The organism is Rossellomorea pakistanensis, assembly GCF_016908495.1.
Taxonomy (GTDB): Bacteria; Bacillota; Bacilli; order Bacillales; family Bacillaceae_B; genus Rossellomorea; species Rossellomorea pakistanensis.
On record NZ_JAFBDZ010000004.1, the window covers coordinates 282,631 to 296,650 of the forward strand.

Genomic DNA, 14,020 nt, shown 5'->3' on the forward strand with positions numbered 1-14,020 from the left:
TTTCTAATGGATGGATAGTTTTTATAATACTTTTAAGAGTGATTTCTCATCTCTAATTCCTTAATAATCTCAGCATGGTTTTGATCCAATTTATAGAACGCTAGCGTAATCACCTGGAGAATTGTAAAGGCGATGAGCCCGGCAAATAGTAAGAATCGGATCATACTTAACGCACTTTCTGTAATCGCATCAGGGTTATATCCTGCCCACCCTAAAGCATAAGCGACCAATGCAGAACCAATCGCAATCCCAAATTTGGTTGCAAAGCTGTACCCTGAATAAAGCAGCCCCTCTGTTCTCTGACCAAATTTCCATTCCTGATAATCGATGGTGTCGGCTAACATCGCAAAGTTTGCGGCACCGTTTATCCCGATTAAGGTTAAAGCGATAAAAAACACAGTGGCAAACAGGATAGTGGACCCATCCTCTAAAAAGATTAATAGAACAAATAATGGAACAGATGCCGAAAGTAGGATGATACTGCCATTTCGATTTCCTAACCGCTTCAAAGCCCAAGGTGCAATCGCCCCGCCGGCAAAATTCGCCACACTTGCCAACGTTAAATAAAGTGGAACCAATGCTGGTTGTTCAAGCACATAGGTGACATAATAGATGAGAACACCGAATAGGACACCGATTCTTAGAAACTGGACGATGGAGTTAATCGAAATCACGACCCAAGGCTGATTCTTAAGCATATTGGAAAAAGATTTGCCGACTTTCACATTACTTCCAGCTCCGAGATGATCCGAGTACCGTTCCTTACAATTTTTAAAAGTAATAAAGAATAAGATCACTCCGACGATTGAATATACGGCCATCGTAATAGGAAATCCTACCTGCAGATTGCCGTTGCCAAAGAACTCTACTAACGGCATCGTCAGAGCGGAAACAATAATGGTCCCGACGGCTAGTCCCATCATTCTGAAGCTGCCTAATTGTGATTTTTCATTTGAATCCCTCGTCATCGTCGACATTAATGCTCCATAAGGAAGATTGATCGCAGTATAGATCATTCCCAGCAAGAAATAGGTAATATAGGCATACACTAATTTTCCCGTATCCGAAAAATCCGGTGTAATAAACGTCAATACACTTAGAATTCCAAAGGGGATCGATAGGTAAAGTAAATAAGGCCTTGTTTTCCCATGCCTACTCTTTGTTTTATCGACAATTACGCCCATCATTGGATCGTTAATTGCATCCCATATTCTCGTAATCAAGAAAAGCGTCCCGACTGCTGCAGCAGAGATTCCAAAAATGTCTGTGTAGAAAAAGAGTAAATAGGCTGATGTCATCCCCCAAACAAAATTCGAAGCTAAATCTCCTAAACCATAACTTACCTTTTCCTTCGTCCCTAACTTATCTGATTGAAGTTCAACGCTTGTATCCGCTTTCAAAATAGCCACTTAGTTCAACCCCTTTTTCTTCATTTTCTTGTCTGACAAGCCTTCAATAATTCATTTCATCATGGTTAAAAGGTTTTTTCTCAAATAAGCTGCAGGAGTCAGGATAATTTTGTCAATAGTCTGAATCTTTTTAAGAAAAAAATAGGAAGCCTTGCTCCCTTCACTGAAAAGGGAGCAGTTCCTTCAACTAAGTTCAATCGCTTTTCCGGTTTCTGACGATTGATAGATTGCTTCTAAAATACGTGTAACTACATAAGCTTCTTCAGGTTTTACCAACGGTTCCTTATCTTCCAAAATAGCCTCAATCCACTGCTTGGCTTCTAAATAGCCGGCATCGACTTCCTGGCCTTCAAAATAAGCCACACTCGAGCCTGCCGATGTTTCCGATTCGATCATTTGGTTGTATTTTGTGGTGTTAAAGGTGATGTACCCTTTGTTATCCCAGGCTTCGCCAAACATTTCTGCTCCTGCTTCTGTTCCGCATAAGGTCACCTGGGCTTCTTTTCCACGGATCATATTTAATGCCCATGAAGACTCCAGCATAATGGTGGCACCATTCTCCATTTTGATATAGCCGAAGGCAGAATCCTCCACCTGATACTCCTCTGGATTCCAAGGTCCGAAGATATTGCCCTCCGGCTTATCCTTCAGCTTCTGAAAAGCAGAGCCCACAACCAACACTGGTTTGTAGTTGTTCATCATCCATAAGGCAAGATCCAAGGCATGGGTCCCGATGTCAATGAGGGGACCGCCACCTTGTTTCTCTTTATCCATAAACACTCCCCAAGTCGGGACCCCTCGACGGCGGATCGCATGGGCTTTGGCAAAATAGACCTCACCTAAATCACCTGCTTCACATGCTTGGTGCAACGTTAGGGAATCATTCCTGAAACGATTTTGATAGCCGATGGTTAGTTTCTTGCCTGTACGTTTAGCCGCATCCAGCATTTTTTTCGCTTCTTCTGAGTTAATCGCCATTGGCTTTTCACACATGACATGCTTTCCAGCTTCAAGCGCATCAACGGTGATCATAGAATGCGAGATATTGGGTGTACACACATGGACAGCATCAATGGAACCGTCTTTTAATAACTCTTTGTAATCCGTATAGACTCGGGCATTTTCGTCACCGAATTCTTTCAATGCCTTCTCCGCCCGTTCTTGAACGGTGTCGCAAAACGCTGTCAATTCGACTTTACTTGTTAATTTTGATAGCGCAGGTAAGTGCTTTTGAAAGGCAATCCCCCCACACCCAATGATGGCGATTTTTACCTTTGTCATGTCAACCACCTCTCGTTCTTTCCTAAGCTTCTAATAGTTGAATCATATTTTTATAGCTTATCTCAACACTCTCTAATTGATTTTTGGTCGTTAAATCCTGTTCGACAAAAATGTATTTCGCCGCTCCGATTTGTCGGATCGTTTCAATAATCGACTTAATATCCATCGATCCTTCACCCGCTTCAGTGAAATACTCAGGCTTTGAAAAGTCGATAAACGCATCAAAGTCGATCTCTTTCTCTTCTCCAAGCACTTCAAACGCGTTCACAGGGTTGGCTGTTGCCGGGAGATCTTTTTGGTGAACCAGGTCGCAGCGGCTGCCTAGTTTTTTCAAGTACTCTACTGGGTCGATTCCGCCTCGTAACGCCCAGTATGTATCAAACTCAGCTTTCACAAGATTCTCATCTGTGTTCTCTAGTAAAATATCTAATACATACTCTCCTTTAAACTTTTGAAATTCTTGAAAGTGATTATGATAATAGAAGTCCAATCCGTTGTCTTTACACATTTGGGCACATTTATTAAGCGCTTTCGCAAAGTCTACCACTTCTTGTTTATTGTTGAAGAAAGCGATGGAACAACCAATACCAGAGCTTCCAATTTCAAGATTGTATTGAATCGCTTTCTCCAAAATGTCTTCATCTGTTAGCGGATTCACATGCATGGAAACGGCTTTTAGACCTAAATTGTCCAGTACCTCTCTTAGCTCGCTCGCTTCCATTCCACCGATTTTCATTTCTTTGCTTGCATCATGAATAAAAAATTCAACGTTTTTATACCCGATTTCCGCGACCTTTTGTAATGTACCGACAAAATCCTTTTCCAATTCATCTCTTACTGAGAATAACTGCAATCCAAGTTCTAAGCTCATGAACATTACCTCCCTTAAAATGTAATCGATTACATTTTAATGAAAAATTTTTATTCTTCAAAAACCGAACGTTAATCGTTGTTTTCCCTAGGTTACCTCTTGATGGGCAAAGAAATCGATTACATTTCATTCGCACCACAAGATTGTCTAATCACCAATTGATCTTCAAGAACATATTGTTTCTTCGTAAGCTGTTCCTTTTTCATAAGGCACAGCAGTAAATCCATCGCTGTACTTCCAATTTCAAATGTAGGCTGAGCCACTGTCGTGAGTTCCGGTTCTATGATAGAAGCCATCTCAATGTCATCAAATCCTACAACGGCAATATCCTCAGGTACAGAAAGACGATGTTTCTTTATCGCTTTGATCGCTCCTATCGCCATTTCATCATTGGCAGCGAACACCGCTGTCGGAGGGTTCTGTAGAGCTAAAAATTTCTCCATCAGCTTATAGCCTGATTCGTAGGAGAAGTCTCCCTCTTGGACTAGCACTTGATCGATTTCATAGCGATTTTGAGTCATTGCTTGCTCATAGCCCTTTAATCGATCCCGGCCTAAAATGATATTCATTGGACCTGAAATATGAGCAATCCTTTGATGTCCTTGCTTAATCAAATGATCCGTTATTTTTCTTGCGCTGCTTATGTTATCGATGGAAACCGTAGGAATCCGTGATCCCTCCAAATATTCACAGGCTAGCACAACGGGATAGTCATCAGATAAGTCCTCGATTAAACGGGAATCGGTTCTGGCAGTTAATAAAATGACACCATCTACTTGTTTATAGCGTAAATGATTGAGATATTGGGACTCACTTTGACTATTATTCTGTGAATCTCCCAACAGAACTTGATAATCGTTTTGAAGGGCGACTGATTCGATCCCCCTAATGACTTTCGAGAAAAACGTATTCGCAATATCGGGAACGACAACTAGAATCGTCTTCGTTTCCAATTTGCGAAGCTGTCTTGCCAAAAAGTTCGGTTGATAGTTTAATTCCTCCATTGCTGCTAGGACTTTCTTTCTAGTCTTTTCCGTTACTTTCCCTGTGTTGGAAAGAACACGAGATACTGTAGCTGTTGAAACATTCGCTCGTTCTGCCACTTCTTTTAGCTTAATCATTCCTCTTTCCCTTTCTAAAACCCAAAAATGTAATCGATTACTTTAAAAGCTATCATAATTATCAGAAAGTTGTCAATGTACTATTTTTATATTTTTGAATTTTCTACCCATTCCCCTTCCGTAGGTTTGAAACCATTCCTTTGGAAAATTGATTCTTTTACTAACTGGTTTCGTTTTCGAGTAAAAAACTCCTTTTCCATACCTTAGTTATTGAGTATTTTACCTCTGGAGGATTTGAGTTATTGTTTTTGTTCCATGGAACCGTAATATATGCTTTAACAGACCATGCCTTTTCGGCAGTCTGTAATGCATATGGAAAAACCTCTGTAGGGCTCTCGACAACCATCCAGTTTATCGAAGCCGCTAAACCAGGAGACAGGATCATTGCCCGCGCAACCGAAGTAGCAATAGTATTTGTCTCAACAAGGTCGTTGCCAAGATATGGCACTTTTTTTAAAAAAATATCCCCTGATGTAACACCGAAAGCAGAGAAAAATGCATCATCACCAGCTACCAACAGCACTATCTTCGATCGAAAACTACGTACCACTTTAGAATACTAATTTGACGATCTAAGTTTTGGTCAAACTAGGAGAAATAAACTAATAAAGAGTATTTTATTATTTCTTCACATTTACTTTACGGTCTAGAGCAAGAATCCTGTCATTAAGCTTAGAAGCAAGAACTGATGATCAACAAGCTCTGTTTGTTACGATACCGGGCACCACATCGAATGAGCATTGCACAAATGCGATATGTAATAAAACAGATTTCCAAAAGAGCAGGATAAATAAAGGGGTTCATCCACATCAACTTAGACATAGCTACACAACTACACTTATTAATAATGGAGCACCTTTAGAGGTTATCCAAAATTTAATGGGACACGAAAAGAGCCAAACCACCAGAGTTTACGCATACCTGAGTGGACATAAAGACGTGAGTTTTATAAGAAATTTTTTTAAGTGCTGCTGATGCAGCATTTTTTATTGAACTAAAAGGGCAGGTGTGTTAAATATCTGCTGTTATGTCACATTAGTTGAATACTGTATAACTAGTTAATAGCTCCATCGAAATATTAATCATAAATAGCCCATACTTTTACAAGTATAGGCATACATTTAATCTGTTACTAACAACGAATATAGATTGAGATCAATAAAACGTCCTTTTGATCTTTCCACTTTTCTCATTGTTCCTTCAAAGAGGAAATTTAATTTTCTAAGGACTTTAATTGAGTTAAAATTTTCAGGTTCTACTTTTGCTTCTATTCGATTAAGATTTAAGTCGTTAAAAGCATACTCTATTATACAATTAATAGCTTCAGGAGCATATCCTTTGCCCCAATAATGTTTATTAATTTCGTAGCCAATTTCAGTTTTTGCATTTTGAAAATCTAGAATGTTAAAACCGCAGGAACCAATAATTTTATTTGATTCTAACTCAATTATTGAGTAGCGAATTGCCGTGTTTTCTTTTGATAGTTTATCAAATAATAAAATCATATCTTTTGCTTGTTTTTTATCAGTGAACCTATTTATATTCATAAATCTAGTTACTTCTGGATTAGACCAAATTTGAAACAAGCTCTCTGAGTCTGATACCTGCATTTTTCTTAACATTAATCTTTTTGTGCTAAGGTCTTTAATCAATATTTTTACCTCCATTATGTTTTTTATTTGGGGTCAAGATATTGATATCTGGGCATAGTTCACACCTTTCATATAATGATAAATAAGATTATACTAGCTTTCTGCATTATATAGAATATTTATTATGGCGTGTTTGTTGATAATGATTAAAAGAAGTGGCTGATAAATATATTCATATAATAATTTAAATTATGCCAAATTTGATTATAAATCATTCTTGGCATTTAACAATTTCATCCTATTTTCTAAAATTTTAAAAGAGAAGGTAATGGAATATTGAAAGACCATCCATGTCCTATTTATGCTATGTGTTAAAAATGATTTTGATTCCCCCCCTGTTGATGGAAGCGAAGGTATGAAGACTCCTGTGGGAAGAGCATCGAAACGCATGCGGAAGCGATTTCCTGGAGTGGAAATCAACAAAATAAGTTTAAAAGAACCTATATTTTTGAAAAAGCTAGGAGATATTTCATGAGACAGATAAAAAGCGGAAAAAATTTGGTAGTAACAGGATTGTTGCTCTCTATTCTTATGGCGTCAATGGATAACACTATTGTGGCAACAGCTATGGGGACCATTGTTGGGGATTTAGGAGGGCTTGATAAGTTTATTTGGGTAACATCAGCTTATATGGTAGCAGAAATGGCTGGTATGCCGATATTTGGAAAACTTTCTGACATGTTTGGACGGAAACGCTTTTTTATGATGGGGTTGATTTTTTTTATGTTTGGCTCGATTCTTTGCGGAACTGCCCAGACTATTGAGCAGCTTAGCGTTTATCGGGCTATTCAGGGAATTGGCGGCGGTGCATTAATACCGATTACTTTCACCATTATAATCGATCTTTTCCCACCCGGTAAGCGAGGAAAGATGAGTGGGCTATTCGGAGCTGTTTTTGGCTTATCGAGTATATTCGGGCCATTGCTTGGAGCCTATATTACTGATTATATCAGCTGGCATTGGATATTCTATATCAATCTTCCAATAGGGGTTCTATCATTAACGTTAATTGCGCTATTTTATAAAGAATCCCTTGTACGCAAGAAACAAAAAATTGATTGGATAGGATCAATTACATTAGTTGGAGCAATTGTATGTCTACTATTTGCTCTAGAGCTTGGGGGCAACGAGTACACTTGGGACTCTATTGTCATTTTAAGTTTATTAGCCGGATTTGCGATTTTATTTACAATATTTTTTATTGCGGAAAAAAATGCTGAAGATCCTATTATTTCTTTCTCTATGTTTAAAGATCGCCTCTTCGCTTCAAGCACGATTGTAGGCTTATTTTATGGGGTTTCCTTTATCGTAGGCATTGTATATATACCGATTTTTATTCAGGGGGTGACAGGAGGTAGTGCAACAAATTCAGGACTTATCCTACTTCCTATGATGTTAGGTGTGGTGGTATCCTCACAAATAGGGGCAACAGCTGCTCCCAAAATCGGGTTTCGGAGTGTCATGCTCATTTTTTCCATTATTTTGCTAATCGGGATGTACTTGCTGAGTACAGTTTCAGCCGAAACATCAAGAACTATAATTACATTGTATATGATAATTATTGGATTAGGCACAGGAGCTTCTTTTTCTGTAATAAATATGGCAGCTATCCATAGCTTTGGACCAGAAAGCAGAGGTTCAGCTACTTCAACAGTATCATTTTTACGACAGCTTGGGATGAGTTTGGGAATTACCATTTATGGGATTATTCAACATGCTTATTTTTCAGATAAAATACAAGAAATATTCGGAGGAAACAATCATATGATTACCGGAGGGGTTCAAAATGGTCCACGCTCTATTTTATCTGAGCAAGCACGTGAAAGGATGCCAGAGCCAATACTAAATAAAATCTCAGTTGCCCTTGCAGATTCAATTAGTTATACATTCACATGGGCACTAATACCATCGTTATTGGCGTTGTTTTTCGTGTTTTTCTTATCGAATGATCGTATTTCTAGCATTGAATCTCAACAGGAAAGCTAGTTTTCCTAAGTTCCTATTCGTCTATGTAATACAAAGTAACTGATTGATAAGTGTTTTTTTGTTGACTAGTTTTACATGTCAAATAAAGAAGAAAAGGGGAGGCCTTAAGTGCCTCCTTTTCCATTTCCTACAGGTTAGATAAACAAGACTTGTTTATTACCTATTGGGTATAAATTCTCAAATGAGTCTGGACCTCTGAAAAAATAAAATGTGTCACAGTATGGGCATAGGGATTCACATTTTCAATAAATTCTTCTGCTTTTCTGAAAGTGTCGAATTGCATTTTTAGCATATAACAGGCATTTCCAGCAATCCGATAACAGAATTCAACATTGGGTAACTGCTCAATAAAAGTTTTAAAAGATTTATAGTCCCCATTCTTAACTGCTGCTTCTATTATGCACCGGATTGGAAATCCCAATTTTTCATAATCCACTTCCAATGTGTACTTTTTAATTATTCCAATTGACTCCATTCTCCTTACCCGTTCGGTAACAGATGGTGAAGATAAATTGATTCTTCTTCCAAGTTCACTCATTGATAATCGGCTATTTCTGCTTAATTCATCTATTATTTTCTTATCAATATCATCGATTTTCATTTCTAATGTTATTCCTCTCTTTTTCGTTAAATTATTAATAAATTTATCAAAATGATATTTTAAATTTAATGTAAAAGAACAAAATAATTCGATATGATATATATTACAAGGAGGGATTAAATATGGCAAGAATTGAGGAATCACAGTACGGATCAACTCCCTTTCAAAAACTTTTGGGGCATAACAAGGAGATATTAATATCATGGAATAGACTGGGAGATGCATTGGAGAAAGGAGGAAAACTTACTGCTCAATTAAAAGAACAAGTAAGGAGAACTTTAGCACAAAGTAATGGTTGTGCGTATTGTAAAGCCAAGGGAAAACCTGAACTTCATTTGTTTGATGAAAAAATCTCAATTGCGGTAGGATTTGCAGAGGTATTTATTAAGCAGAAAGGAGATATAACAGATGCTGCTTTTAATGTGTTGAAAGAGTGCCTGTCTGATGAGGAAATTAGCGAGCTTTGTGCGTTTATCACTTTTACTGCTGCATCACAGTATTTTGGAGCCATTATGAAATTAGAACCGCAAGTACCAGAGTTGCCCTAACTCTTATTTCCTAAAAGGATATTGGTCAAGGAGAGATTAAAGTTCTTTTTTGTTGTAGATCTTTGTTAGGATTAGGATTGGTTTAGTTTTTCGGCTTATTCCTTTCAGTAGTAAGTTCATTTGTTCAATAAAAATAAGAAAATGTTTTAAGAAATGTAAAGGTATAATAATTATTAAGGCAATGGTTTGTTATTTGCAAAATCCTTCTTTATAATTATGTCTCGGTTTGGAGAAGTACAATAAGGGACATGCATTAGAAAAGTATACCCTAGCAAAGTAAGTTATCTAAAATTATATTAGAACCTATTGAATGCTTCATTTATATCAATTTATGGACAAGGTTCTCTGAATGAAGATATAAAAAACATGATCAGATGAATAATTAATCATCCGATCATGTTCTTGCTTAATATTTGAATCGTTCACTATTACCTGTAAATCTTCAGCTTAATGGGAAAGCGAGGATGCAGCACTTGATATCTCATCCATAGAACCTAACTTGTTCTTAAGTTCTAATGCAACACCTTCTGAACTGGAAGATGTTTCTTTAGTTCCTGCTGCAAGAGCAGATATTGTATGTTGAATAACTTCAACAGGTCAAAGCCCCCCTTGAAATAGAGATTGTGTGAAATAAGAAATAAAAAACAAGAAATCACTTTATACTACTGGATATAAACATGGAGGCATCTTGATTCATAAAAATACGATTACCATGATAGAATGTCTTCATTTCAATTGATTTAAATCCAACTTCGGATAATCTTTGTTTCAGTTCTTCATGTGAAAAGCCGTTATGAACTTTCGGATGATTTATTTTATCGTTTTTGTCAAAATCAATAATCACTAGCTTGCCACCATTATTTAAAATGTTGAACAACTCTTGTAAAATTTTTTGAGTATCCGGAATATGAAGAAGGACTAGTGACATTAAAACGATGTCTGCCTTAAGTTCAGGAGTTTCTTGAGTAAAATCTGAATAAAGCACTTTTGAGTTGGTCATTCCTTTGTGAGAAATTTTAGCTTTCGCAACCTCCAACATTTGTTTGGATGAATCTACCAACAAAATAGTATCAACTAAATCTGATAATTCTAAACTAATTAGACCAGTACCGCTTCCATAGTCAATTAAAGATTTTGATTTACTATTTCGTAATTCTGGTCTTACTTCCTTAACGATAACTTTAGCTAATTCCATTCTTTCTTCTGTATCATATCTTTTTGCCATCTGTTCAAACACGTTATTTTCCATATTCCACTCCCAATTTATTAATTAAAGCTACATAGTGGTCATTATATCAAAAATCAAAACCTTGAGGGGCGATTCTCCCCTCAACCCCTTTCGTATAGACCCCCGTGGTCTCTGAAACTCTACCCCTCTATATAAACTTCCCCCTACTAAAAAAGTAAAAAGTTATTTGGAGGAATATGATTTTTTCTACTGTTCAGTAAAGAAATACAATGAGCCAATCGTTCTACCCCTGGTTTAATTTGACTCTCGTTCACTTGAGAGATGCATAATCGAAGGAGATTTTCCTTTTTATATTCTGGCAAAAACATTCTAGAGGCATCATCAACAAATACTCGCTGCTCGTTTAGCATATGAACGACCTGTTTGGCTGTCACATTCTCGGGCAAACGGATGGATAGATAAAATCCTGAAGTCGGTTTTGAAAAATGAGTGTTAGCCGGCAGCAATAGTTCACAGGCTTCTTGAAGGATTTGCATTTTAGTATAGTATACCTCTTTTATTTTTTTGAGATGGCTATTGAACATCCTACTTTTTAAATAGATTTCCAGCGCACCTTGAGAAAGTGCTGAACTATTAAAATCCGAACTAAATTTATATCGTAGAAAATGGTTCATCATTATTGCAGGAAGAACGACAGCAGCAATTCTTAACCCTGGGAGGAAAACTTTCGAAAAGCTTTTAATATAAATCACTCTCCCGGAAGGATCAAAAGAAAATAAAGGATCTGATTTTGCATTTGGGTCAAGGTCTCCTAAAAAATCATCTTCCACTATATATACATCGTATTTTTCAGCTAACTCCACAATTTTTTTCTTTTCGCGATTCGAGTAACAATGTCCAAGTGGATTGTGAAATCTCGGGATTATATAGAAAAATTTTATATCATTATTTCGAAAAATGTATTCCAGACGATCAAGATCAATACCTTCCATCGATAACTCAATTCCAAAAGTAGTCGCTTGTTGTAAATGGATCGACTCAATGAATCCGAAATAAGTAGGCTGCTCAATTAAAATATTGTTTTTGCCATTCGGAAACGGCATAGAAGCTAATATATTCAGGGCTTGCTGCGAGCCAGAAACAACGACTACTCTTTCAAGTTGTGTAAACACCTGTAGATTCTGCAAATATTTCACTACCTGTACTCGTAATGAGTAAAGCCCTTGTTGATCAGAGTATGTAAAAAGCTCTTCCTTATATTGTTCAATTGCTTGATTTATACAATGTTGAAATTCAATATAAGGCATAACATTTTTATCTGGGCCAGCAGACAAGAAATCAATCACTTCATTTTCATTCGTCGCATTTTGAAATTCATTCACAACAAAGTAGCCGCTTTTAGGAACAGAATAAATTAAATGCTCTTTTTCTAGTTCTTCGTATGCTTTGATGACCGTATTTTTGCTGCATGAAAAATGCTCAGACAGCTGACGAACAGAAGGGAGTTTACTCCCTGCAATAAGCGACCCATCCGCTAGCCGACGCTTCATTTCTTCCATTATCTCAGTATATTTTGATCTCATACATGAATCCCCCTTCATCTGTACCGGTACAGATGGGTAAAAAACTGGTTTATTTTTATCGTGTGTACCTATTAATATTTTAATTATATCAAACTGTTTTTTTAAGAAATGCAGAAAACGGTACAGATATAATTCGAAGTAAAAAGGCGGTAGGACAAGATGCAGACAGAAACCAGAGAGAAATTTGGATTATTGTTGGGATTAGTAGGTGTTATTTGCTTTAGCTTAACGCTCCCTTCTACAAGTATAGCAGTAGAGTATTTTGGGACCACGGTCGTTGGCTTAGGAAGAACCGTTGTTGCCGCTATTTTAGTGGCTGTTGTCTTAATTGTTCGAAGAGAAAAACTCCCTTCTCCCCGCCAATTTAAAAGTTTACTGGTTGTTGCTTGTGGTGCCGTTTTAGGATTTCCACTCCTCACTTCTAAGGCAATGGAATCCTTGCCTGTTTCTCATGGAGCTGTGGAATTAGCTCTGTTACCATTAGCTACAGCCGGATTTGCAATGTTTATAGCTGGTGAAGTCCCTTCTCTCAAATTCTGGATTTCAAGTATCATCGGCTCTTTAGCTGTTATGGTGTATGCCCTTCATCTAGGGTTCGGTCAATTACAATTTGCCGATTTAGCTTTACTAGCTGCCGTGATGATACTTGGACTTAGTTACGCAGAAGGGGGGAAATTAGCAAAAGAATTAGGCAGCTGGCAAGTCATTGCTTGGGCGATTATGATCGGTGCCCCATTCTTCATTATTCCAGTTGGGCTAAACCTTACAACTGAAATGCTCCATGCCCCTTTACAAGCTTGGGTCAGTTTTATTTATCTCGCAGTTGTTAGTCAATTTCTAGCCTATGTTGCTTGGTATAGCGGAATGGCTATGGGCGGAATAGCAAAAGTTAGTCAGATTCAATACCTACAACCATTTTTGATGATCCTATTTGCAACAGTTTTCCTCGATGAATCGATCACATTTTTCACTCTTGTAATAGCAGTGGTTGTTGTTTTTTCTGTTATATTAGGCAAAAATGCTGCCGTTACAAAGAAAGGATCACGATTAGAGAAAACCGGAGAATGTGAAATCATTAAATATGAAAACAATGAACAGTAAAGTTAATACTCTTTCAATGTATGAGGTGAAAACCCGTCCGTTTTGAGCATTTCTTTTTCATGAGGAATGCTTTTTATCTTTGTCTAAATCATCACATGTTAACAACAAAAATATTATTAAAATAAATAAAAATTTATTGCAAAACGATAAATTATAGATTAATATCAATATGACAATAAATAAGTGAGGTGCTTTTTATGAAACATGGTTCAACACTCTTTTTAAAGATAGCTGTTTTTCTTATTGGAACTCCGGTTCTTGCTTTGTGTATATATGGGTTGCCCTGGTTAGCTAATCATCCAGTAAATCCAGATTATGCCTATATACTCTATCCCATTGTAATAGGTATGTATGTATCGGCGATCCCGTTTTACATTGCATTGTACCAGGCTTTTAGACTTTTAATCTATATTGACAAGAACAAAGCTTTCTCTGAATTGTCTGTTAAAGCTCTAAAGAAGATCAAATTATGTGCCATGACCATCAGTGGTTTATATTTGGTCATGCTGCCATTTGTGTATCTCGTAGCAGAGAAAGACGATGCCCCAGGTCTCATCATAATCGGAATGGTCCCTATCTTTGCTTCAATGGTAATCGCAGTATTCGCTGCTGTTCTTCAAAGACTTTTACAAGAAGCGATGGATATAAAATCAGAAAATGACTTAACGGTCTGAGGTG

14 protein-coding genes and 1 pseudogene are annotated in these 14,020 nt (G+C 37.1%); 6 read left to right on the forward strand and 9 right to left on the reverse strand.

Going from position 1 to position 14,020, the window contains the following annotated elements; genetic code table 11:
- Positions 1 to 32: 32 nt before the first annotated feature.
- The 4 genes from JOC86_RS18955 to JOC86_RS18970 form a co-directional block, all read right to left on the reverse strand.
- A complete protein-coding gene (locus tag JOC86_RS18955) occupies positions 33 to 1,409 on the reverse strand; it encodes a glycoside-pentoside-hexuronide (GPH):cation symporter (protein WP_205174514.1) in 1,377 nt (458 codons plus the stop codon).
- A 183-nt stretch (positions 1,410 to 1,592) separates the two neighbouring features.
- Entirely contained in the window at positions 1,593 to 2,690 is a 1,098-nt protein-coding gene (locus JOC86_RS18960) for a Gfo/Idh/MocA family protein (RefSeq protein ID WP_205174515.1), read from the reverse strand.
- Positions 2,691 to 2,712: 22 nt separating this feature from the next.
- Positions 2,713 to 3,561 (reverse strand): sugar phosphate isomerase/epimerase family protein, encoded by an 849-nt coding sequence (locus JOC86_RS18965; RefSeq protein WP_205174516.1) that lies wholly within the window; start codon positions 3,559 to 3,561, stop codon positions 2,713 to 2,715.
- Positions 3,562 to 3,680: 119 nt separating this feature from the next.
- Positions 3,681 to 4,682 carry a LacI family DNA-binding transcriptional regulator gene (locus JOC86_RS18970; protein ID WP_205174517.1) on the reverse strand — a complete coding sequence of 334 codons (1,002 nt, stop codon included), beginning with the start codon at positions 4,680 to 4,682 and terminating at the stop codon, positions 3,681 to 3,683.
- A gap of 248 nt (positions 4,683 to 4,930) precedes the next feature.
- Between JOC86_RS18970 and JOC86_RS24770 the strand changes: the two genes are divergently transcribed.
- Both JOC86_RS24770 and JOC86_RS18980 read left to right on the forward strand, forming a co-directional pair.
- Positions 4,931 to 5,245 carry a PaaI family thioesterase gene (locus JOC86_RS24770; RefSeq protein WP_239587705.1) on the forward strand — a complete coding sequence of 105 codons (315 nt, stop codon included), beginning with the start codon at positions 4,931 to 4,933 and terminating at the stop codon, positions 5,243 to 5,245.
- 151 nt (positions 5,246 to 5,396) lie between these two features.
- A complete protein-coding gene (locus JOC86_RS18980) occupies positions 5,397 to 5,657 on the forward strand; it encodes a tyrosine-type recombinase/integrase (protein ID WP_419096124.1) in 261 nt (86 codons plus the stop codon).
- 146 nt (positions 5,658 to 5,803) lie between these two features.
- Here the strand turns inward: JOC86_RS18980 and JOC86_RS18985 are convergent, their stop codons facing one another.
- Positions 5,804 to 6,334 (reverse strand): GNAT family N-acetyltransferase, encoded by a 531-nt coding sequence (locus JOC86_RS18985; protein WP_205174518.1) that lies wholly within the window; start codon positions 6,332 to 6,334, stop codon positions 5,804 to 5,806.
- A 471-nt stretch (positions 6,335 to 6,805) separates the two neighbouring features.
- Between JOC86_RS18985 and JOC86_RS18990 the strand changes: the two genes are divergently transcribed.
- Complete coding sequence (locus JOC86_RS18990; protein ID WP_205174519.1) at positions 6,806 to 8,320, forward strand: MDR family MFS transporter; 1,515 nt, start codon at positions 6,806 to 6,808, stop codon at positions 8,318 to 8,320.
- A gap of 160 nt (positions 8,321 to 8,480) precedes the next feature.
- Here the strand turns inward: JOC86_RS18990 and JOC86_RS18995 are convergent, their stop codons facing one another.
- A complete protein-coding gene (locus tag JOC86_RS18995) occupies positions 8,481 to 8,921 on the reverse strand; it encodes an Lrp/AsnC family transcriptional regulator (RefSeq protein ID WP_205174715.1) in 441 nt (146 codons plus the stop codon).
- A 122-nt stretch (positions 8,922 to 9,043) separates the two neighbouring features.
- On the opposite strand from JOC86_RS18995, the gene JOC86_RS19000 reads away from it, so the two are divergent.
- On the forward strand, positions 9,044 to 9,469 hold the full coding sequence (locus tag JOC86_RS19000; RefSeq protein ID WP_205174520.1) for a carboxymuconolactone decarboxylase family protein: 426 nt from the start codon (positions 9,044 to 9,046) through the stop codon (positions 9,467 to 9,469).
- Positions 9,470 to 9,916: 447 nt separating this feature from the next.
- Here the strand turns inward: JOC86_RS19000 and JOC86_RS25200 are convergent.
- The 3 genes and pseudogenes from JOC86_RS25200 to JOC86_RS19010 form a co-directional block, all read right to left on the reverse strand.
- Positions 9,917 to 10,063 (reverse strand): annotated as a pseudogene (locus tag JOC86_RS25200) (hypothetical protein); the annotation flags it as partial.
- 58 nt (positions 10,064 to 10,121) lie between these two features.
- Positions 10,122 to 10,718 (reverse strand): class I SAM-dependent methyltransferase, encoded by a 597-nt coding sequence (locus JOC86_RS19005; protein ID WP_205174521.1) that lies wholly within the window; start codon positions 10,716 to 10,718, stop codon positions 10,122 to 10,124.
- A gap of 146 nt (positions 10,719 to 10,864) precedes the next feature.
- Positions 10,865 to 12,241 (reverse strand): aminotransferase-like domain-containing protein, encoded by a 1,377-nt coding sequence (locus tag JOC86_RS19010; RefSeq protein ID WP_205174522.1) that lies wholly within the window; start codon positions 12,239 to 12,241, stop codon positions 10,865 to 10,867.
- A gap of 159 nt (positions 12,242 to 12,400) precedes the next feature.
- Here JOC86_RS19010 and JOC86_RS19015 point away from each other — a divergent pair, with 159 nt between their 5' ends.
- Together JOC86_RS19015 and JOC86_RS19020 are read left to right on the forward strand one after the other, a co-directional pair.
- A complete protein-coding gene (locus JOC86_RS19015) occupies positions 12,401 to 13,342 on the forward strand; it encodes a DMT family transporter (RefSeq protein ID WP_205174523.1) in 942 nt (313 codons plus the stop codon).
- A gap of 197 nt (positions 13,343 to 13,539) precedes the next feature.
- Entirely contained in the window at positions 13,540 to 14,016 is a 477-nt protein-coding gene (locus JOC86_RS19020; RefSeq protein ID WP_205174524.1) for a DUF2975 domain-containing protein, read from the forward strand.
- The last annotated feature ends 4 nt before the right edge of the window (positions 14,017 to 14,020 follow it).